This window comes from Variovorax sp. UC74_104 (genome assembly GCF_044055375.1).
Classification (GTDB): Bacteria; Pseudomonadota; Gammaproteobacteria; order Burkholderiales; family Burkholderiaceae_C; genus Variovorax.
Map to the genome: position 1 here is coordinate 5718995 of NZ_CP171978.1, position 18159 is coordinate 5737153.

The window sequence follows — 18159 nt, forward strand, 5'->3', positions numbered from 1 at the left end:
TCGGTCGGTATCGCCGCGTCAGCGGATGTTCATCAGCGTCTGCATGACCTGGTCCTGCGTCTTCACGGTCTGCGCATTGGCCTGGTAGTTGCGCTGCGCGACGATGAGGTTGACCAGTTCGGAAGTGAGGTCGACGTTGGATGCCTCCAGCGCGCCCGACTGCAGCGAGCCGAGCTTGGTGCCTTCGCCCGGCGTGCCGGTCAGCGGGTTGCCCGAGGCCTGCGTCTCGGCCCACACGTTGTTGCCCTTGGGCTCCAGGCCGTTCGGGTTGGCGAAGGAGGACAGCACCACCTGGCCGAGCAGCTTGGTCTGCTCGTTGGAGAACTTGCCGGTGATGGTGCCGTCGGCGTTGATCGAGAACGAGGTGAGCTCGCCCGAGCGGTAGCCGTCCTGTGCGAGCTTGCTCATGGCGTTGGCGGCGCCGAACTGCGTGGTGCCCGTGATGTCGAGCGTGGGCGTGAGCGCCGCGGCGCCGTTGGTGAGGTTGAGCGTGCCCAGGCTCAGCTGGCCGCTGGCGGGCGCGGTCATCTTGCCGGCGGAGTCGAAGGTCAGGGTGCCGAGCGCGGCACCGGCGTTCAGCGCCGCACCGTCGGCCGTGCCGTACACGCTCCAGGTGTTGGCGGGCGTCGCGCTCTTAACGAAGTAGACGGACACGTCGTGCGGGTTGCCCAGCGAGTCGTAGATGGGGCCGACGGCGTTCGAGTAGTTGAAGGTGTCGGAATCGGTCGCGTTGAAGGGCGTCTTGGTGGGCGCGGTCTTGCGCGCGTCGAGGTTGAACTCGGCGTCGATGCCGGTCGTGGCCTTGGGCGTCATGGGCGTGGTCGGGATCTGGATGGCCGCCGGCGTGCCGCCGCTGATGCCGCCGTTGGCGTTCGCGCCGAAGCCGGTGAGGCGCAGGCCCGAGGCGTTGACGATGTAGCCGTCCTTGTCGCGCGTGAACTGGCCGTTGCGCGAGTACATGACTTCGCCCGTGGCGCTGGTCAGGCGGAAGAAGCCGTCGCCGTTGAGGATGGCCACGTCCAGCGGACGGCTGCTCGACTGGGTCACGCCCTGCGAGAAGTTCTGCGTCACGCCCGACACCGATGCGCCCAGGCCGACGCGCGAACCCGCGTACACGTCCTGGAAGGTGGCGGCGGCCGACTTGAAGCCGACCGTGCCCGAGTTGGCGATGTTGTTGCCAATGACGTCGAGGTTGGCGGCGGCCACGCCGAGCCCGCTGATGCCCTGGGAAAAAGCCATGATCTATGGTTCCTTGCTTGTTGGTTTCGGTGCGATGGATGCGTTCGCTGGATGCGATCGGGAAAGAAGCCCTGCGGCTCAGAGGAACAGGCGCACGTCGGACAGGCCGATGTTGTTGCCCGTCATCAGCTCGAGAGTGACGCCGCTGGCGCCCTGCTTGACGGCCGCGACCTGCGAGAAGGTGAGCGCGGTGGACTTCACCGTCGTGCCGCCGTTGGCGGCGTTCACGCTGAAGCTGTAGGCGCCCGCGGGCACCACGGCGCCCGCGTCGTCCTTGCCGTCCCAGGTGACGGCGTTGACGCCCTCTTTCATGGAACCGGCATCGATGGTGCGCACGACCTTGCCGGTGGCGTCGACGATCTTGATCTCCACGTCGGAGGCGGTGCCCGGAAGCTCCACGGCGAAGGCCTGCGAAGCGGGGTCCTTGCCCGCCTCGGGGTCCTTGGTGGTGAGCGTGTTGCCCGGCGACAGCACGTTGTAGCCGATGAGCGAGGTGGCCTGCAGCAGTTGGTTGGAGCCGGTCTGGCTCACCAGGCCCGAGAGCGTGCTATTGAGCTTCTCGATGCCGCTGACGGTGCTCATCTGCGCGAGCTGCGAAGTGAGCTCGGCGTTCTGCATCGGGTTGAGCGGGTCCTGGTTGTTCAGCTGCGTGACCAGCAGCTTCAGGAAGCGCTGTTCGCTGTCGACATTGGAGGTGCTGCTGTTGCCGCCGGCAGCGGAGGCGGCGTTCTGTCCGGTGATGGACGAAGTGTTGGAGATGGCCATGGCGCGGTCGTGCCTGTTCTTTCTTGTGCGTCTTGCGGGACTTGGGGAGTTACTGGCCGAGGGTCAGCGTCTTGACCATCAGCGTCTTGGCGGTGTTGAGCACCTCCACGTTGGCCTGGTAGCTGCGCGAGGCGGAGATCATGTTGGTCATCTCCTCCACCACGTTGACGTTGGGCATCGCCACGTAGCCTTCGGCGTTGGCGTGCGGGCTCTTGGGGTCGAACACGAGCCGCGGCGGAGACTGGTCTTCCACCACGCCGGCCACCCTGACGCCGCCGATGTCCCCGCCGCCGTACGACGAAGGCGCGACCTGGAACACCACCTGCTTCGCGCGGTAGGGCATGCCGTCGGGGCCGGCCACGCTTTCGGCGTTGGCCATGTTGCTCGCGGTCGCGTTCATGCGCTGCGACTGCGCGGTCATGGCCGAGCCGGCCACGTTGAAGATGTTCATGGAGGTGCTGTTGAAGGGCATGGAACGGGCTCCCGCTGCTTACTGCTGCACCGCGGAGAGCAGCGACTTGATCTTCGAATTGATGACCGTGAGGTTCGACTCGTAGCGCAGCGCGTTGTCTGCGAATGCGATGCGCTCGACGTCCATCTCGACGGTGTTGCCGTCGAGGCTGGACTGGTTGGGCACGCGGTAGAGCAGGTCCTTTTCGGAGACCGCCTGCGCCTGCCCCGCGAGATGGCGCGACGAAGTGGTGGCAAGCGACATCGACTGCGATGCGCGCCCGCGCTCCACGGCTTCGCTCAAGCGTGCGCCGAAGTCGAAGTCGCGCGCCTTGTAGTTGGGCGTGTCCGCATGGGCGATGTTGGCCGCCAGCACCTCCTGGCGCTCCGCGCGGAGGTTGAGGGCTTCGCGATTGAAGCGAAGCGCCGCATCCAGCTTGTCGATCATGTCTTTTCCATCCGTTGAGGCATCGCAGGCGCACGAAGGCGCAGCGACAGATGGAAAGCGAGTCTATGCACGAGCCGCTTTTGCAATCGTCCGAACAAAGGGGGTTTTCGCCTGCTGCTCGCAACTTCGATCGGCCCGCGGATTTCTAGAATTTCCGTGCGGCGCCGTGCCTTCTTCCCGCGTGGCGCACCGCGATCCAGGCCCTCTCATCCACACATATCCGACGACCCGATGACCTCTTCCGAGCTTCGCGATCACGCCCTGCGCGCCGTTGTGCCGGTGCTCGCGGCCATGGCGTGCACGGCATCCGCGTTCGCGTTCGCCGCCGGCATCGCCAACTCCACCGGCACCGCCGACGCCGCCGCCGCGGTCATCGAGAAATACCTGCAGGTGCAGACGGCCGGCATGCCGGGCAAGGTGACGATCAGCATCGAGGGACGCGGCACCGCCGCGCTGCCCGCGTGCGAAGCGCCCGAGGCCTTCCTGCCGCCGGGCGCGAAGCCGTGGGGCCGCGTCTCGGTGGGCGTGCGCTGCCAGGCGGAGCGGCCGTGGACGCGCTTCGTGCAGGCGCACGTGGCGGTGGAAGGCAGCTATTTCGTGGCGGCGCGCGCGATCGACGCGGGCCGGCCGCTGGGCGCGGGCGACGTCGCCGAGCGCACCGGCGACCTCACGCGGCTGCCGCGCTCGGTCATCACCAGCGCCACGGAGCTGGCCGGCGTGGTCACGGTCAACCGCGTGGCGCCCGGCGCGCCGCTGCGCAAGGAGCTGGTGCGCGGCGTCACCGTGATCCAGCAGGGGCAGGCGGTGAAGGTCGTGGCCCAGGGCCAGGGCTTCGTCGTCAGCACCGAGGCCAAGGCCATGACCGGGGCGGCCGTGGGGGCCGTCGTGCAGGCCAGGACCCGCGACGGGCGGCTGGTCAGCGGCGTGGCGGACGAAGAGGGGCAGATCCAGCTGGCGCAGTGAAGCCAGGCACCCGCGCATGCCCGACATTCGTTCTTCCTAAAGTTCTTGCGCCGGCTGCCGATATACGGGTCAGCCCCTGAGGAATCAACTTGAAAATCGATCCCCCCGCCCCTTCGGCCAAGCCCATTACCCGAACGCCCGCGGCCAACGCGGCCCAGGTGAGCGGCGCCGACGCCGCCCAGCGCGCCAGGCAGGCTGCGCCGGCCTCCGCGCAGGTCCGTTCGCTGCCCGGCGCCACCGGTGCCGCCGCGGCGGACTTCGACGCGGCCCGGGTGGCGGCCATTCGCGAGGACATCCGCGCCGGGCGCTACCAGGTCCGCCCCGAGCGCATCGCCGACGGCCTGCTGGCGAGCGTGCGCGACCTGCTCAGCCCGAATGTCCAGGACGCCGCGAACGCCCCGAAACGCGAGGGCGGCAACGAATGAAACCGAGCCTGCTGGGCCACCTGCGCACCGAAACCGCCTGCATCGAGGAATTTCTGTCGGTGCTGGACCAGGAGGCGCTGGCCATGTCGGACCGCACCTTCGCCGACCTGGCCTCCATTGCCGCGCGAAAAACCGTGCTGCTGGAACGCATGGCCGAGCTGGACGCCCAGCGCGAGGCCCTGCAGGCGATGCTGGGCTTCGGCCCCGGCCGCGCGGGGGCCGATGCGGCCGCCGCGGCCGGCGGCGCGGACGCGGAACGGGCCTGGAAAGCACTGCTGCAGGTCGCCGGACAGGCACGGGACCACAACCTGCGCAACGGCTCGATGGTCTACGCGCACCTCGATTTCACTCAACAGGCGCTGCATTTCCTGCAGGCCAGCGCGCAGCTGTTCTACGGACCGGACGGCGTGCGCAAGACACAGGCGGGCTCGGGCAACCGCCTCGCGGCGGGCTGATCGCGTGCGCGCCGGGCTGCTGGTCGCGCTGTGGCTGTGCGCCACCGCCCTGCACGGCGTGGCGGGCGTGGCGGAAGCGGCCGAGGGCGTGCTGGTCACCAATGTGGCGCCGGGCGCGCTGCCCGGCGATGCGATCAACCTCGGGCAGCTCGACCAGGCCGGCGCCGCGCTGCGCGACGTGGAGCGCATCGCGTATTCAGGCACGGCGATGGCCGCGGCCATGACGGCCGCATACGTGCCGGCGCTGCAGCCGGGCGAGAAGGCCATCGGCCTGGCAATGGGCAGCTACAAGGGCTACGCCGCGGCGAGCCTGGGCTTCAGGGCCATGTCGGACGACGGGCGAATGGCCTGGGGCATGACCCTCGCCAACGCGGGGCGGGACTGGGGCTTCAACGCCGGCATCGGCTGGAAGCTCCCGCGCTCCGCGCACGAGCGCTGAGGCCACCGCCGGAATCGCAAACACCATCACGATCACCACACATGGAAGCTCCCGACATGGACAACGATGCTCACGGCGAATCGCGACAGGTGGCCATGGTGGGCTGCGACGAGGCCCAGGGACGGGCATGGGGCCAGAAGCTGCGGCTGATGGGCTGCACGCCGGTCTGCTTCGACAGCAGCGCCGACTTCCTGCGGGCCGCGACCCGGGGCAGCCACTTCGACCTGCTGCTGGTGGTGCTGAAGGACGAAGGCGCGTGGCCGTTGCTCACGGCCATGTGCAAGGCGCTGCGCCTGCCGATCTTCCTGATCGCCAACGCCATGCAGCGCGACCTGCTGGCCGAGGTGCTGTCGACCACCGACCCCGAGTCGCGGGGTGCCGGCGTCGACTTCGCGGTGCTGCCTGTCGACGATTTCGAGGTGGGCCTGCGCGTACGCGAGGCGCTGCGGCGCAACGAGGCCGTGCTCAACACGCAGGCGGTGAGTGCGGCCTTCGGCGACTACCGCTTCATCGGCAGCCGCAAGGTGGTGGCGTTCAAGGGCCAGGAAGTGCGCCTGAAGCCACGCGAGTTCGAGCTGGCGCTGCTGCTGTTCCGCAATGCAGACCGGCTGCTGGAGCGCGAATGGCTGCTGGGCTCGCTGTGGACGGATTCGCGCATCGAGCGCAAGAGCCGCGTGCTCGACTGCTGCGTGGCGAACGTGCGCCGCAAACTGTCGCTGCACAAGGGAAGTGAATTCGTCCTGCACTCGGTGTACGGGCGCGGCTACGAGCTTCGCCACGTGACGGCCGCAGCGCAGGCGGGATCGGTGGACGATTCGGGCTTTCCGGACACGTCGAACGAGCCGCTCTGGCTGGGGGAAGCGGCCCGCGCATGACTCCGGATGCGGGGCCCGGGAAGAAACGTGACGATCGCCGGCCTCGAGGAACCGCCAACATCGAAGGGGGCGGGACCTGATCCAGGCCACCTCTACCAACGCCGGCTGACCGTCCCCTGCAGTATCGGCGGCCAAACTTAAGCCGGGCTGAATGCGGCCGGGGCAGGCCAGAATCCGGGGCATGCAATTGCAGATCGACCCGCACCAGGTGCATCTCTGGCACCTGTACGTTCCGCAACAGGACGACGCCGCCTGCGAGGAGGCCACCATGGCCCTGATGACGCCCGAGGAGCGCGCGAAGCACGGCCGCTTTCACTTCGCCCGGGACCGTCGCAGGTACCTGATGACGCGGGGGCTGATCCGCACGCTTCTCTCGCGCTACGCGCCCATCGCGCCCAGGGACTGGGAATTCGAGAACAACGCCTACGGACGCCCCGCAATCGCCAACGCGCTGCCGCAGGCGCGGCGCCTGCGCTTCAACATCTCGCACAGCGCCTCGCTGGTGGTGGCGGCGCTGACAGTGGAGCGCGAAGTGGGCGTGGATGTCGAACACACGGCAAGGAACGCGCCGCTGGAGATCGCCGAGCATTTCTTCTCCGCGAAGGAGGCGCAGGCGCTGGGCCAGTTGCCCGCCGGGCTGCAGCCGACGCGCTTCTGGGACCTGTGGACGCTCAAGGAAAGCTACATCAAGGCGCGCGGCATGGGCCTGTCGATTCCGCTGGACCGCTTCTCCTTCGGCCTCGATGAGGGCGGAGGCACCGCCATTGCCTTCGGGCACGACCTGGCCGACGACTCCCCGCAGCGCTGGCGGTTCTGGCGCATGCGGCCGGACGACGCCCATGCCGTGGCCCTGTGCATCGAGCGAAAGACGGCCGAAGACGTGCAGATCGTCTGCTTCAGGGCGACGCCGCTGCTTGCGTCGGTCGAGGAGTTCCCGGGCACGGTGACGCGGCAGTCACCAGGCAGCTGACGAGCGCCCGCGGCTCAGCGCTCGTCGCGATGCGCCTCGAATTCGGCGCGATTCCACAAATCGAAATACAGCACATCCGACCACTGAAGGCCCAGCGGGTGCTCCGTGGCGCCGTTGCGGGTGCTGTCGCAGTCGTCGTCGAGGCGGAGGCCGAAGAAGGCATCGAGCGGGGCCGGGCATTTCTGCGCAATCGCCTTTTTCAGCAGACGGCCCGCTTCGGCGGTGTCGGCCGGCAGGGCGTCGAGGGCAGCCCCTGCATGGAGGCATCGGGCGATCTCCTGCTCCACGCAGGTACGCAACGCGTCTTCCGTTTCCTCGGACATGGTGTCGAGCTCGACCGTCTCCAGCAGCAGGTAGCGGTCGCGATGGGCTTCGAGGAACGCGATCGTCTCGTCCAGCCAGATCGGAAGCTGGACCGGGGCGGATGGCGGTGCGGCCAGCGCGGACGCCTTCCTGCCGGGCGAGATCAGCTCCTTGAAGCGCCCCAGCAGCGACTGCGGCTGCGCCTCGGCGGCGGATTGCGGGTCGGTCTCCGGGGCAGCCAGAAGCAGCGGCCGGACGATGTCGATGAAGCGCCGCACACGCTCGAAGCCGGGATCGAAGGAACTGCTGATCGCATGGAGCCTGGTCTTGCTCCCCGGCTCGTCGCCGTCGAAGCCATCGGACACCAGCGAGGCGCACAACTGCGGATCGCCCGACATGAGCAGCCGGAACATGAACGGCACGTCGTACGGCCACTCGGACAGGCCCGAAATGGTTTCCGGGCGGTCGGCATAGGCAACGGGCCTGTTGCCGAGGCTGTAGAGGTAGGAACGGTTGGCCAACTGGAACTCCCCTTCTTGCACGCCTGCCCTTGATCGGGAGGACGCGGGGCATTCTAGGAGGGGGCTGGCGGCCTCCGGCTGGGAGTCCACTCCATCGCACGTACCCGGCCAGTTGGACAGACCAGATAGTCACTTCTTGTCAGTGCTCACCTCAGTCATATGGGTCTGAAAAACTCTGGATTCAGATTCGTTTCCTCGAAATCGGGAAATGAGCACCACTACCCAGAGCCAAAGCCCGAGATTTCCCTCAACACACCTTGCCGACACGGCTAACTGCCCTTAGTCGCGAGCAGACCCGCTCGGCACGGGGCCCGATTACCGAGCCACCATCCGTCCGTCACGCTTGCGCCGCGCGGACTTCCTAGCCGGCCAACTCCCGGCAGCGTGCGGCGTCCAGCGCATGGCCGCAGGCGTGGAACTCCCGCGCCGCCGCGGCGAAGCCTTCGCGCGCGGCAGCGACACGGCCCGAGGCCCGTTCGATGTGCGCCTGCGCCTCGTGCAGCGACGCGTACCAGGCCGGCAGCTTCATCACCACGTTGGCCAAGTATTCGGACTGCTGTTGGTGGCTGGCCGCCAGGTCCAGTTCGTGCGCCCTCGCGGCCGCGATGGTGGCCGGAATGGCGAAGGTGATGCGGCAGCCGGGGCAGCTTTCCAGCGGGCCGCGCACGTTGGCCTCGGCCTCCTCCAGCACGCCCAGCGCGGCGTCGGGCTGCGTGGCCATCGCGATGCGGGTGCCATAGATGCGGTCCAGCAGGTGGAAGCCGACGTCGGACTGGCGCGCGACATCGAGCGCTTCGTCGAGCAGGCCGCGCGCTCGGTCCATCTGCCCACGGTAGATCGCCAGCTCGGAGCGGCGCTGCAGCGACAGCGCTTCGCCCGTCGCACCGCCGATCGCGCGGTGCATGCGCCCGCCGGCCACCAGGTCCTGCTCGGCGGCGTCGAGCTGGCCGCTGAGCAGCCAGGCCTCGCCGCGCAGCGTGACCGCGAACGCATGCCCGCGCGCCGCGCCCAGCCGCTGCGCCTCTGTGGCCAGCGCATCGGCGAACGCGATGACCTCGGCGTACGGCCGCGAGCCGTACAAAAAGCGCTGCGTGATGCACAGGTGACCGTCGAACACGCGCACCGCCAGCTGCGGCAGGTGGCTCGTCTCCTTCAGGTCGGCCCACACGCTGCCGTGCAGGTCGCCGCGCGCGTGCGCCGCCGCGGCTTGCGACCAGGAGGCGATCACGAGCGTGCCTTCGTCGCCGGTCTCCAAGGCGATCCGGCGCACTTCGGCCGACCGGCGCGTGCCTTCGGCGGGGTCCCCGAAGCCCAGGGCCGCCGCGCCGCTGTAGGCCAGCGCTTCGGCGAGGCGCCCCGCCACCGTGGTGGGATGCACATCCTTCAGGTACTGCAGGGCTCCGGGCGGGTCGCTCATCTTCACTTGGGCCAGGGCCCGCTTGGCGCGCAGTTCGTGGGACAGCGCGTCTGGCGCGACGGCGGCGGCCGCATCGTAGGCGGCCAACGTGCCGGGCCGGCCCAGCGCGTCCAGGGACTCGGCACGCAGCGCCAGGGCTTCCGGCTGCGCCGCCCGGTGCGCGAGCAGCGGCTCGACATGGCGCAACACGTCCTCGTAAGCGCCGAGGCGAAAGGCCTGGCGCGCAGCCGCCAGCGCACACGGCATCGCCTGCTCGGCGTCGCCCGCGGCGAGCCAGTGATGGCCCACCAGGCCTGGTGCCGCACCGCCTTGCGCGAGCCGCGCCGCCACGTCGCGATGCCACAGCACACGCCGGTGCGGCGGGATGCCTTCGGCCAGCGCGTCCCGCACGAGGGCGTGGCGGAAGCGGTAGCGGCCATCGGCCACCACCAGCACGCCTGCGGCCAGCGCCTGGTCGAGCCGCGCCAACGCGTCGTGGCCTTCGTCGGCGGCCAGCGCCACGGCCGTGGCGACGTCGAAATCTTCGGCCGACAGCGCCAACCGGCGCAGGGCCTCCGTCGTGCCGGGGTCCAGGTCGCACAGGCGTTCGGCCAGGGCCGACGACAGGCTGCGGGACATCACCGCCGTGGCGCCGTCCGACGTGGCGGCACCGCGCGCGAGCTCGACCACGGCAAACGGCAGGCCTTCGGCACGACGGGCGATGGCGGTGGCGGCCTCGGCCGTCATCGGTGCGTCGGCCGAGCGGGCTGCGAGCAGCGCGGCTTCTTCCTCGGACAGCGGCCCCAGTTCAAGGGCTTCCAGCTGGCCGGCACGCTGCAGGCGCGAGGTGTTCCGGTCCAGCAGCGGCGGCAGCGCGTGCCGGCATGCGAGCAGCACGAACACCGGGGGGCCGCTCGCCGCCAGCTGCGTCAGCGCCTGGGCGCTCGCGTCGTCCGCCGCGTGCGCATCGTCGACGATGAGCAGCACTGGCTTGTGCGCGGCCGTGGCCAGCAGCAGCCGGCGCACCGCGCCCACCATCTGGTGGCGCCCGAGCGGCAGGGCCAGCGGTTTCACGTCGCCCGAGGCGGTCATCTGCGACAGCACGGCCTGGGCGTGCGCACCGATGGCCTGTGCCGCGTCGGGCAGTTCGCCGAGCAAGGGCTCCACCAGGTCGGCCGCGATGCCGTAGGGCCGGGTCCAGTCGCCGGCCTGCAACGAGCGCACCTGCCAGCCCAGGCCCCGCGCTTCTTCGGCGACGCGGCGGCAGAACGCGGTCTTGCCCATTCCCGCCGGGGCGCGCACCACCGCGCCCCCCCGGCCGGCCGGCGAGGCTGGCGCGCAGCCACCCCAGGACACGCACCAGCTCCATGGCACGGCCGACGAAACGCGGCGCGGCGCCCTCCAGGCCCGCCACGCATTCGCGGTACAGCGCTTCGGCCGACGGGCCGGGGCGCAGGTCGAGGGTCTGCTGCAGATGGTCGCGCAGGTGGCCGTACCAGCGCAGCGCCGAAGAGCGTCTCCCGGCCGCCAGTTCCTCGCGCATCAGCTGGACATGGGCCACCTCGTCGGTGGGGTCTTCGCGCACCAGCCGTTCCAGGTCGCCGGTCTGGCGCAGCAGCCGCAGGAACTTGTCGCGCAACCGCTGGCGCGGCGCCTCGGTCCAGGCTTCGTAGCGGGCGTCCGGCAGGAGGTCGCCACCGTAGAGTTGCGCGGCCGCCTTGCAGTCCTGCGGGTCGCCGCTGTGCAGGGCCTCGTCCGCTGCGCGCTCGAACTGCTCGGCGTCGCACGCCACCGCATGGTCGGGCAGCAGGAAAACGCGGCCGCCTCGCAGCACCAGGGCGTCGGGCTGGCCGATGAACTGGCGCGCGTGGTGCGCGGCCTTGCGCAGGTTGGCGCTGCCCGCGTCGGGGTCCAGGTGCGGCCACAGGGCCTCCACCACCTGCTCGTTCGCCAGGCTGCGTCCGGGCTGCAACGCCAGCAGCTGCAGCAGCTCGGCGGCGCGCCGGGTCAGCGGCACTGGTGGAATCTGCGGGTCATCGCCGGCCACGCTCAGGTGGAATGGGCCCAGCAGCCGGATGGACACGGCTTCGGACGACGGAGTCGGTGGGCGCGACATCGCGATTCCTTTCCCCCGGCACGGGCCGGGAACGTTTCAGGAACGCCAAGCGTGGAGCATCAGTATGCCGTCTATCGAATCTGGCGGGTGCAACGAATAGACGCACCACCCTCGCGCCCGCGGACCCTCAAGGAGTACCTCATGCATATCGCAAAAGACGCCGTCGACGTGAAGATGGAAATTCCCGGTGCCCTGATCCGGCAGCGCCTGAATTTCGGCGACGCGACCGGCTACAGCAAGATCAGCGGCGAGTACTTCACGCTGTCGGCGGGCGTCGACACGACGCCGCTGTTCCAGGGCCTGAACAACCACAACTCCTGCCAGTGCCCGCACTGGGGGTTCGTGATCAAGGGCCAGATCACCACCACCGACGACGCCGGGGAGCAGGAGACCGTCCAGACCAATGACCTGTTCTATTGGCCGCCCGGCCACAACGTCAAGGTCGACGCCGACGCGGAGATCGTAATGTTCAGCCCGCAACACGAGCACACGCACGTGATCGACCACATGATCGAGAAGGTGAAGTCATGAACCCGAACAAGGCCCTCTGGGAAAAAGGCGACTTCACCCGCATCGCCGAGAGCATGCGCGAGAGCGGCGAAGACGTCGTGCGCCACGCGCACATCACGCCCGGCATGAAGGTGCTGGACCTCGGCTGCGGCGACGGCAACACCGCCATTCCGGCCGCCAAGCTCGGCGCGCAGGTGCTGGGCGTCGACATCGCCGCCAACCTGGTAGCCGCGGGCAACCGGCGGGCGGCCCAGGCCGGGCTGTCGGCCAGCTGCCAGTTCGAGGAAGGGGACGCCTGCGAGCTGCGGCTGGAGAACAAGTCCTTCGACCTCGTCATCAGCATGTTCGGCGCCATGTTCGCGCCCAAGCCCTTCGACGTGGCACGGGAGATGGTGCGTGTCACGCGTCCGGGCGGCCGCATCCTCATGGGCAACTGGATCCCGAACGATCCCACGTTGGTGGCGCAGATCCTGAAGATCAGCTCGTCGTATGCGCCCCCACCGCCCGAGGGTTTCGTGAGCCCGATGGGCTGGGGCTCGACCCCGAACATCATCGAGCGCTTTGGCGCGGCGGGCGTCGCTTCGGAGGCCATTAGCTGGGAACGCGACAGCTACATCTTCGACTTCAAAAGCTCGGCAGCGGAATTCGTCGACACCTTCCGGCAGTTCTACGGCCCGACCATGCACGCATTCGACGCCGCAGCCCAGGCGGGGCGCACCGACGAACTGCGCACGGAGCTGGTGACGCTGTTCCAGAGCCAGAACCAGAGCCAGTACCCCAACACCTGCCTGATCGCCGCGACGTTCCTGCGGGTGACGGTGGAGGTGGGTTGATCCGCGGCCGTCAAGCAACAGAGAGAGGCAAAACCAATTCTCCGAAGGTTGCGGCGACGCGCCACACGCCCAAATTCGACCATCGGTCGAATTGGTAGGAACGATGGTGTAAGAAATAAAAAAAAGCGCCCCGAAAGGCGCTTGTTTATTGACTTCTTGGAGGGAGGGAGGCGGCTGCATGTTGACCCGCAGACCGCATGAATGCTGGGATTTCCCGATTCGAATTGGTTCCGATGCCCCCACTGATGCCCCCAAATCCGTTTTGCTACTCGTCTCACTGGCTCACGCCACTCTTCGGCTTCATGCCGGTCAGGTAGCGTTGTGTTGAGCGCACATTCTTTCGTAGGCGTGCCACAAGACGGGAGCGAACCCGAGGCGCCCGCCACCCCAGCGAAGTCAAGTTGCGGCAAGATCACGCCCCACAACACCCGGAGGGATCATGGGCTCGTTCAGCATTTGGCACTGGATCATCATCATTTTCTGGCTCGTCGTCGTGCTCGTGCCCGGCTGGCGCATCGCCTCGAAGGCCGGCTTTCATGGCGCCTGGTCGCTTCTGCTCTTGGTGCCGCTGGTGAATCTGATCATCGTCTGGGTGTTCGCGTTCGTGCGGTGGCCGACTGAGCGTTCGGTATGAGGATCGATCGCGAGTTGCAGTTGCACATCCTTGAAGTGCTGCGTGAGGTCTATCCAGACTATGACAAAGGTCAATTGCTCTCAGACAAAGGCGACGGATCAGGGGAGGACGAGCGGATCGTGGCAAACCTCGTCTACTTGGAAGAACATGGGCTTGTAAAAAGTGGGATCACCTTCTCGATCACAGGCGCTGCGCTATACGACGGCGCCCGTATTACCGCGGCAGGCCTAGATTTTCTGGCGGACGACGGCGGCCTTACGGCAGTTCTTGGAACCGTCATCGTGAAACTGCACGCCGACACGATTCGCGACTTGATGCTTGCTAAGGTCGAGGCTGCGCAGTTGCCAGCCGAAGAGAAGTCGCGGCTCAAAAAAGCGATCACAACCCTCTCCACGGAGGCGCTGAAAGAGGCGGCTAAAAAGCTTGTGTCGGCCGGAATGGACAACGCACCCGACGCGATCGCACTGTTGCGCACCCTCCTCGGAATCTAGAGCCCTGCGACTTTGATAGGACTCGGGGCTCCCAGGTCTCCGCTGTGGACGCCGGCGGATCGGCTGGGCTACGCTGCCGGCCAAACAAATCAGCTTGAGGAGAAACCATGACTGCAATACTGGCCGCGCTGATAGCCATGGCGGGGGCCGTGATAGTGGGGTACGCAACGCAATTCGTCGCGGAAGACTACCGTCGCTTCCGCAACGGGTCGGCACTTGCCGCCGGACTGGCAGGCGAACTGGGCTCATATGCCGGCGCGGCGCCAGAATTGCGGAATGGCCTCGTCATGATCGTCGCCATGATCAAGAATGGGCAACGAGACTTGGAAGCACTTCGGCCAGTCGAGCGGCCAGTCGATCTGTATTTTGAAGAAGTGGTGGGAGATCTAGGGCTGCTCGGTGCGTCGCTAGTCGAAGACGTCGTGCTGGTCTACAGCAATCTAAGGGCCTTTCGAATGGCGTTGGAAATAATCGCAACAGGCCACAAAGAAATGAAGGACCAAGAGGTGATCTATCGGTGCCAGAAATGCCTCGAAGCCCTCGACCGTGCCTCCGAAAGGGGGACTACGCTCGTTGAATCTCTTCGTGCGCGAGCCGCAGAACGATTCAAACTCCACCTCCCCTGGGATACCTGACGCCTAGGCTGAGCCGCACTGCCGACGACAGCGAAGTCGCGCTGAAGCAGCCTCAAACACATTCCGACCGCGACCGAAGCAAGGGCTCGGCAAAGCGGTGAGGCCTGACGTAATGGTGGCCGCCGACGACTCCGAGGTGGCGCTGCAGTGAGGGCCAGCCGCCAGCTGCTGCTAGGCGCGCTGCTCGCCCAGCCTAAGCTTTACCAGCTGACTGTCCTTCGCCTGAGGGCAACTCAACCACTGCCGGGGATGTTCGCAGGATGACTGCAGCGAACTTTCGTCCCGCGACGATGCCCAGTCGTTCGACCGGGAAGAACAACGCAGCCGAAAGCAGGCACACAACTACACAGACGAACCCCACGAGTGCCGACTTCGCGAGTGAGAGCCCAGCCCCATCTCCAAGCGCAAGGTACAACCAAGACGCTAGGCTACAGATCACCACGATGTGCACGAGATAGAGCGAGAACGAAACCTTGCCGAGCCACTGCGAAAGTCTCGTGGAAAGCAGTCGCTGCAGCGCAGAGCTGATCAGGACAGCGTAAATCACTGCGACTGAGCAGACGCTGAGAAGCCGGATGTCGTTAGCTTCTTGACGTAGGCCCGCCGCGAGCACGGCTCCGATGGCGAGGATCAGGGCGAGACGGGGGGACCATGAGGACTGACGCAGCGCAACATGGCTTGAGGTACAAGAAAACTCAGCCAATGCGACGCCCAATGCCATCGCGAAGAATGGCGACGAACTCCAGAAGGTCACGCCCAAAAAAGCCACATGTCCGACCACACGCAGCGCGCGTGATCGTCCGACGAGTAGAAGAAAAGCGAACACCAAGATGGAGCCCTGCATCTCCACCGGCATGGTCCAGAGCGAAGAGTTGTAGGAGGTGGTCGCCGACGGGTCGATGTAGACACGCCACAACGAGAAATGCAGCACGTCTGTGATGCTGGGAGTGAACGCATAGAACTGGGCGAGCCAATGGGTACTTCCAGATGCTTTCCCGGCCTCCACGTTGCGCATCCAGCCGACCATCATGAACACCATCGCAATGGTGCTGATGACCAAAATAGGAATCGTCAGTCGCAAGTAGCGACTCAAGGCGAGATCTGCCACAACCATTCGCCGACCTGTGGAGAAAAAGCCGACGCTCAGCACGTAGCCTGACAGAACGAAGAACACGTAGACAGAAAATGTGCCGTCGAGCACCGTTGGTCTGAACGCAGGGCTCCAATGCGGCCAAAGCATTCCAATCAATGTGTGCCCCAGCATCACCACCAGCGCCGCCCACCCTCGCAATCCATCCAAGTACCGCTCTCTCATCCGTGCATCTTATCGGGTAGGGCTGCGTATCCCGTCAGGTGCCGCGCTTTTAGAGCTCACACAAGGTCAGCAGAACAAAGCAAAAGCCTCCGCCGTAAGGCAGAGCGGCGATTCAACCAGGGCGGTGCTACTTCGCCCCCGTCGGGGCTCCTGACCCGGTTACGCCGGCCCGGCGCTCGCAGATGGTGCCGGCGGCGCCACGTTCATCAGCGATGCGCGCCAGCTCTCCCGCCCCCCGCGCGCGCAAGCTCCTCGATCAGGTCGGGTGTACATCGGAAAATCTCAGCGCACTGCTCAGAATCGATGATGTCGGCGACCATCTACCGCACCTCAATCTCAGGCACGCCTGAAGACTAGCCGTTGCTCTTTCTGTCGACTGCAACTTGCGCATCGTCGGAAACGACATCGCCCAGCCTTGAGGTGACGAAAGCACGCATGGCTGCGACCAATGCCGTCGGCCCCTTTGATATATGCCCTTCCGAGCGATCGACAAAATCGGTAACGCCGGCAATCCACTCGCTGGCATTCCAAGCGACCATAATTTTCTCGCGCTCGATGATCGGTCCGCCCTGCGCCCATGCCGTGGATGGCATGAATTTCAGCTGGGCATCAGCAGTTGGGACCGTACCCTCGGACCTGGCCACCCAGTAGTCGAGCAGCGTCCCAGTGAGTTCAGATGTCTTCATGGGGGCAATGCTACTGCCGCACCTCTTTGCAAGAGGGCATGATCTTCGGCAAAGCGACGGGATCCGTTCCAGGCCGTTGAACAACCCAGCGGTCTTGTGACCAGATCACGAATGTCACTGAATCCGCCGCGGCCACGGTCGCAGCTGTCTTCGGATCGAAGAGTGAAGCGTTCAAATTGATCTTCCCGTCTTGTGCCCGGCAAATGTGATCCCAGTTGCTGCGCGCCAAGATCAACGGATACTCAGGAGGAAAGCGCATCTTCAGGCCCAAGGCCACCTTGAATTCGGCTGGCGTCATGCCAGTGAAGTGCTCTCCAAAAAGCGGGCGTTGAGTGTCTCCATCCAGGTAGCCTCCCACCACAATGACAGCCTTACCATTCGTGGCGTCCGGCCCCAGAATCTCCCTGAAGCTCTGGGCGCGTCCGAAATTGGTCTTCACCTGAAAGGTCATCGCGTTGACCTCGGCTCTCAGCGCCAAGGGCGACCATACGGCCAGCACAGCGGCCAGGACTGCGACTGTGGCCCCAGCCAATCGAGAGCGCTGCGACACCGTTTCGGCGAACATTCCCAACGCCAGCGCAAACGCAATAAATGGGATGTAGACCACCCGGCCGGTGTGCCAAGGGATCGGCGTCATGATCGTCGGCACCAGACTCACGGCATATGCGCCAGCAGCCATGATGCCCATCACTGGCCAGAACCACCGCGAGCTTGGCAGCTTCCATTCGGCGACGCCGCCACTCTCACGAGGGACAGACCTCCGTGTTGCGGCGTAACCTACAAGCGCTCCTATCGCGACTACGAGCGCCCAAAACCAGATCGAGCTCGACACCCCAGCAGTCGCGTAGAAGTATGGACCCAGCGGCGTGGTATCTAGCAGGTGGGGCGCCGTGCCAATGTTGCGCCAAGCATTGCTCAAGGTCCCGGCACCTGAGCCCGTTAGCCTCTGGTTCGTCCCCCGCGTTGCGTAGATCATGATGAAGTTCGCCGCGACGATAGCCAACGTTGTAGCGGAGACCAAAACGCGGCCGCGCCGCGGCATGCCCGCGATCAAGATCAGCAGCAGCAGGATGATCAGCGGCCCGACCTGCTCGTGCACCCACACTGCGAAGCCCATCAGGACCGATCCAAACAGCAACTTCCAGGTCGCCTCTCGCGCCGTGAGAATCAGCGACACCCCGCTCAAGACCAGGAAGGGAGCGAACGGATATTGCGTGACGTTCGATGGCCAAGCCACCGCCTCAAGGGAGTAAGGGAAGAAGACAAATAGCGCGAATGCCAGCCAGCGGGCCGGGGCGCCCCAGCAAAACAATCTCGTGATCTGGAAGAGCAGCCACGCATTGATCATGTGAAGGACCAAGCCAAAACAGCGCGTGATCCAAAGATGGTCCCCAAGCGAGTAGAGGGGCGCCATCAGCGTCGTGTAGACGATGCGGTATGCCCCCCACATGCTCTGAAAGGTCAGAGCTGGAGACCAGAAGCCATCCTGCTTCTGCAGCAAGATCAGGTAGTAGTCATCGAGGTACGGGAGGCTGTTGTAGAAGAGCGGCCCGCAGATCAACGCGAACAGCCCTATGCAAGCGAATGCCGAAAGTCGTTGAACATGCGTATCCTGAACAGCCCTCATCACGTCCGATCCTCTTCTGTAGCCGGGCATCATAGACGCCAAAAAGCCCCCCAAGCCTTTCGG

General features: G+C 66.2%; 20 protein-coding genes and 1 pseudogene. 11 read left to right on the plus strand and 10 right to left on the minus strand.

Annotated features, from left to right (window positions below; genetic code table 11):
- Positions 1–18 precede the first annotated feature (18 nt).
- From flgE to flgB, 4 genes are all read right to left on the minus strand, one after another.
- The gene (flgE, locus tag ACHMXA_RS26765) at positions 19–1239 is read right to left on the minus strand and encodes a flagellar hook protein FlgE (protein WP_176663001.1); all 1221 of its coding nucleotides are present in this window, start codon (positions 1237–1239) and stop codon (positions 19–21) included.
- Between the two features lie 78 nt (positions 1240–1317).
- On the minus strand, positions 1318–2004 hold the full coding sequence (locus ACHMXA_RS26770) for a flagellar hook assembly protein FlgD (protein WP_395317000.1): 687 nt from the start codon (positions 2002–2004) through the stop codon (positions 1318–1320).
- 49 nt (positions 2005–2053) lie between these two features.
- Positions 2054–2476 carry a flagellar basal body rod protein FlgC gene (flgC, locus tag ACHMXA_RS26775; RefSeq protein WP_176663003.1) on the minus strand — a complete coding sequence of 141 codons (423 nt, stop codon included), beginning with the start codon at positions 2474–2476 and terminating at the stop codon, positions 2054–2056.
- Between the two features lie 18 nt (positions 2477–2494).
- Positions 2495–2902 carry a flagellar basal body rod protein FlgB gene (gene flgB / locus ACHMXA_RS26780; RefSeq protein WP_395317001.1) on the minus strand — a complete coding sequence of 136 codons (408 nt, stop codon included), beginning with the start codon at positions 2900–2902 and terminating at the stop codon, positions 2495–2497.
- Positions 2903–3133: 231 nt separating this feature from the next.
- Here flgB and flgA point away from each other — a divergent pair, with 231 nt between their 5' ends.
- The 6 genes from flgA (at position 3134) to ACHMXA_RS26810 (ending at position 7029) form a co-directional block, all read left to right on the plus strand.
- Complete coding sequence (gene flgA / locus ACHMXA_RS26785) at positions 3134–3865, plus strand: flagellar basal body P-ring formation chaperone FlgA (protein WP_176663005.1); 732 nt, start codon at positions 3134–3136, stop codon at positions 3863–3865.
- An 89-nt stretch (positions 3866–3954) separates the two neighbouring features.
- Positions 3955–4290 carry a flagellar biosynthesis anti-sigma factor FlgM gene (gene flgM / locus ACHMXA_RS26790; protein ID WP_395317002.1) on the plus strand — a complete coding sequence of 112 codons (336 nt, stop codon included), beginning with the start codon at positions 3955–3957 and terminating at the stop codon, positions 4288–4290.
- On the plus strand, positions 4287–4745 hold the full coding sequence (locus ACHMXA_RS26795) for a flagella synthesis protein FlgN (RefSeq protein WP_395317003.1): 459 nt from the start codon (positions 4287–4289) through the stop codon (positions 4743–4745). The genes flgM and ACHMXA_RS26795 overlap by 4 nt, the downstream gene beginning before the upstream one ends.
- Before the next feature lie 4 nt (positions 4746–4749).
- Positions 4750–5184 (plus strand): YadA-like family protein, encoded by a 435-nt coding sequence (locus tag ACHMXA_RS26800; protein ID WP_395317004.1) that lies wholly within the window; start codon positions 4750–4752, stop codon positions 5182–5184.
- A 56-nt stretch (positions 5185–5240) separates the two neighbouring features.
- Positions 5241–6059 (plus strand): response regulator transcription factor, encoded by an 819-nt coding sequence (locus ACHMXA_RS26805; RefSeq protein ID WP_395317005.1) that lies wholly within the window; start codon positions 5241–5243, stop codon positions 6057–6059.
- Between the two features lie 181 nt (positions 6060–6240).
- Positions 6241–7029, plus strand: a complete 789-nt coding sequence (locus tag ACHMXA_RS26810; RefSeq protein WP_395317006.1) for a 4'-phosphopantetheinyl transferase family protein — start codon at positions 6241–6243, stop codon at positions 7027–7029.
- A 14-nt stretch (positions 7030–7043) separates the two neighbouring features.
- On the opposite strand, the gene ACHMXA_RS26815 is transcribed toward ACHMXA_RS26810, so the two are convergent.
- The 3 genes and pseudogenes from ACHMXA_RS26815 to ACHMXA_RS26825 all read right to left on the minus strand — a co-directional run.
- On the minus strand, positions 7044–7853 hold the full coding sequence (locus ACHMXA_RS26815) for a hypothetical protein (RefSeq protein ID WP_395317007.1): 810 nt from the start codon (positions 7851–7853) through the stop codon (positions 7044–7046).
- Positions 7854–8214: 361 nt separating this feature from the next.
- Complete coding sequence (locus tag ACHMXA_RS26820; RefSeq protein ID WP_395317008.1) at positions 8215–10533, minus strand: AAA family ATPase; 2319 nt, start codon at positions 10531–10533, stop codon at positions 8215–8217.
- A 193-nt stretch (positions 10534–10726) separates the two neighbouring features.
- Positions 10727–11365, minus strand: a pseudogene (locus ACHMXA_RS26825) (BTAD domain-containing putative transcriptional regulator); the annotation flags it as partial.
- A 141-nt stretch (positions 11366–11506) separates the two neighbouring features.
- On the opposite strand from ACHMXA_RS26825, the gene ACHMXA_RS26830 reads away from it, so the two are divergent.
- The 5 genes from ACHMXA_RS26830 (at position 11507) to ACHMXA_RS26850 (ending at position 14468) form a co-directional block, all read left to right on the plus strand.
- Positions 11507–11896 (plus strand): cupin domain-containing protein, encoded by a 390-nt coding sequence (locus ACHMXA_RS26830; RefSeq protein WP_176663013.1) that lies wholly within the window; start codon positions 11507–11509, stop codon positions 11894–11896.
- Positions 11893–12708 (plus strand): class I SAM-dependent methyltransferase, encoded by an 816-nt coding sequence (locus ACHMXA_RS26835; RefSeq protein WP_395317009.1) that lies wholly within the window; start codon positions 11893–11895, stop codon positions 12706–12708. The genes ACHMXA_RS26830 and ACHMXA_RS26835 overlap by 4 nt, the downstream gene beginning before the upstream one ends.
- Positions 12709–13147: 439 nt before the next feature.
- On the plus strand, positions 13148–13342 hold the full coding sequence (locus ACHMXA_RS26840) for a hypothetical protein (protein ID WP_395317010.1): 195 nt from the start codon (positions 13148–13150) through the stop codon (positions 13340–13342).
- Positions 13339–13833, plus strand: coding sequence for a hypothetical protein (locus ACHMXA_RS26845; protein ID WP_395317011.1), 495 nt, complete (start codon positions 13339–13341; stop codon positions 13831–13833). Before ACHMXA_RS26840 ends, ACHMXA_RS26845 begins: the two co-directional genes overlap by 4 nt.
- A gap of 107 nt (positions 13834–13940) precedes the next feature.
- The gene (locus ACHMXA_RS26850) at positions 13941–14468 is read left to right on the plus strand and encodes a hypothetical protein (RefSeq protein ID WP_395317012.1); all 528 of its coding nucleotides are present in this window, start codon (positions 13941–13943) and stop codon (positions 14466–14468) included.
- A 193-nt stretch (positions 14469–14661) separates the two neighbouring features.
- Here ACHMXA_RS26850 and ACHMXA_RS26855 read toward each other — a convergent pair whose 3' ends face one another.
- From ACHMXA_RS26855 to ACHMXA_RS26865, 3 genes are all read right to left on the minus strand, one after another.
- Complete coding sequence (locus ACHMXA_RS26855) at positions 14662–15783, minus strand: acyltransferase family protein (RefSeq protein WP_395317013.1); 1122 nt, start codon at positions 15781–15783, stop codon at positions 14662–14664.
- Between the two features lie 353 nt (positions 15784–16136).
- Positions 16137–16469, minus strand: coding sequence for a phage protein NinX family protein (locus tag ACHMXA_RS26860; RefSeq protein ID WP_395317014.1), 333 nt, complete (start codon positions 16467–16469; stop codon positions 16137–16139).
- A 10-nt stretch (positions 16470–16479) separates the two neighbouring features.
- Positions 16480–18096: a hypothetical protein gene (locus tag ACHMXA_RS26865; protein ID WP_395317015.1), complete on the minus strand. Its 1617-nt coding sequence runs from the start codon at positions 18094–18096 to the stop codon at positions 16480–16482.
- Positions 18097–18159: the final 63 nt, after the last annotated feature.

Bases quoted from the DNA above. Each gene is read 5' to 3' on its own strand.
- ACHMXA_RS26770 (WP_395317000.1), bottom strand. From the start codon at position 2,004: ATGGCCATCTCCAACACTTCGTCCATCACCGGACAGAACGCCGCCTCC.
- ACHMXA_RS26830 (WP_176663013.1), top strand. From the start codon at position 11,507: ATGCATATCGCAAAAGACGCCGTCGACGTGAAGATGGAAATTCCCGGT.
- ACHMXA_RS26810 (WP_395317006.1), top strand. From the start codon at position 6,241: ATGCAATTGCAGATCGACCCGCACCAGGTGCATCTCTGGCACCTGTAC.
- flgA (WP_176663005.1), top strand. From the start codon at position 3,134: ATGACCTCTTCCGAGCTTCGCGATCACGCCCTGCGCGCCGTTGTGCCG.
- ACHMXA_RS26840 (WP_395317010.1), top strand. From the start codon at position 13,148: ATGGGCTCGTTCAGCATTTGGCACTGGATCATCATCATTTTCTGGCTC.
- ACHMXA_RS26860 (WP_395317014.1), bottom strand. From the start codon at position 16,469: ATGAAGACATCTGAACTCACTGGGACGCTGCTCGACTACTGGGTGGCC.
- ACHMXA_RS26845 (WP_395317011.1), top strand. From the start codon at position 13,339: ATGAGGATCGATCGCGAGTTGCAGTTGCACATCCTTGAAGTGCTGCGT.
- ACHMXA_RS26795 (WP_395317003.1), top strand. From the start codon at position 4,287: ATGAAACCGAGCCTGCTGGGCCACCTGCGCACCGAAACCGCCTGCATC.
- flgC (WP_176663003.1), bottom strand. From the start codon at position 2,476: ATGCCCTTCAACAGCACCTCCATGAACATCTTCAACGTGGCCGGCTCG.
- ACHMXA_RS26820 (WP_395317008.1), bottom strand. From the start codon at position 10,533: ATGGGCAAGACCGCGTTCTGCCGCCGCGTCGCCGAAGAAGCGCGGGGC.
- ACHMXA_RS26805 (WP_395317005.1), top strand. From the start codon at position 5,241: ATGGACAACGATGCTCACGGCGAATCGCGACAGGTGGCCATGGTGGGC.
- ACHMXA_RS26835 (WP_395317009.1), top strand. From the start codon at position 11,893: ATGAACCCGAACAAGGCCCTCTGGGAAAAAGGCGACTTCACCCGCATC.
- ACHMXA_RS26855 (WP_395317013.1), bottom strand. From the start codon at position 15,783: ATGAGAGAGCGGTACTTGGATGGATTGCGAGGGTGGGCGGCGCTGGTG.
- flgB (WP_395317001.1), bottom strand. From the start codon at position 2,902: ATGATCGACAAGCTGGATGCGGCGCTTCGCTTCAATCGCGAAGCCCTC.
- ACHMXA_RS26865 (WP_395317015.1), bottom strand. From the start codon at position 18,096: ATGAGGGCTGTTCAGGATACGCATGTTCAACGACTTTCGGCATTCGCT.
- ACHMXA_RS26850 (WP_395317012.1), top strand. From the start codon at position 13,941: ATGACTGCAATACTGGCCGCGCTGATAGCCATGGCGGGGGCCGTGATA.
- flgE (WP_176663001.1), bottom strand. From the start codon at position 1,239: ATGGCTTTTTCCCAGGGCATCAGCGGGCTCGGCGTGGCCGCCGCCAAC.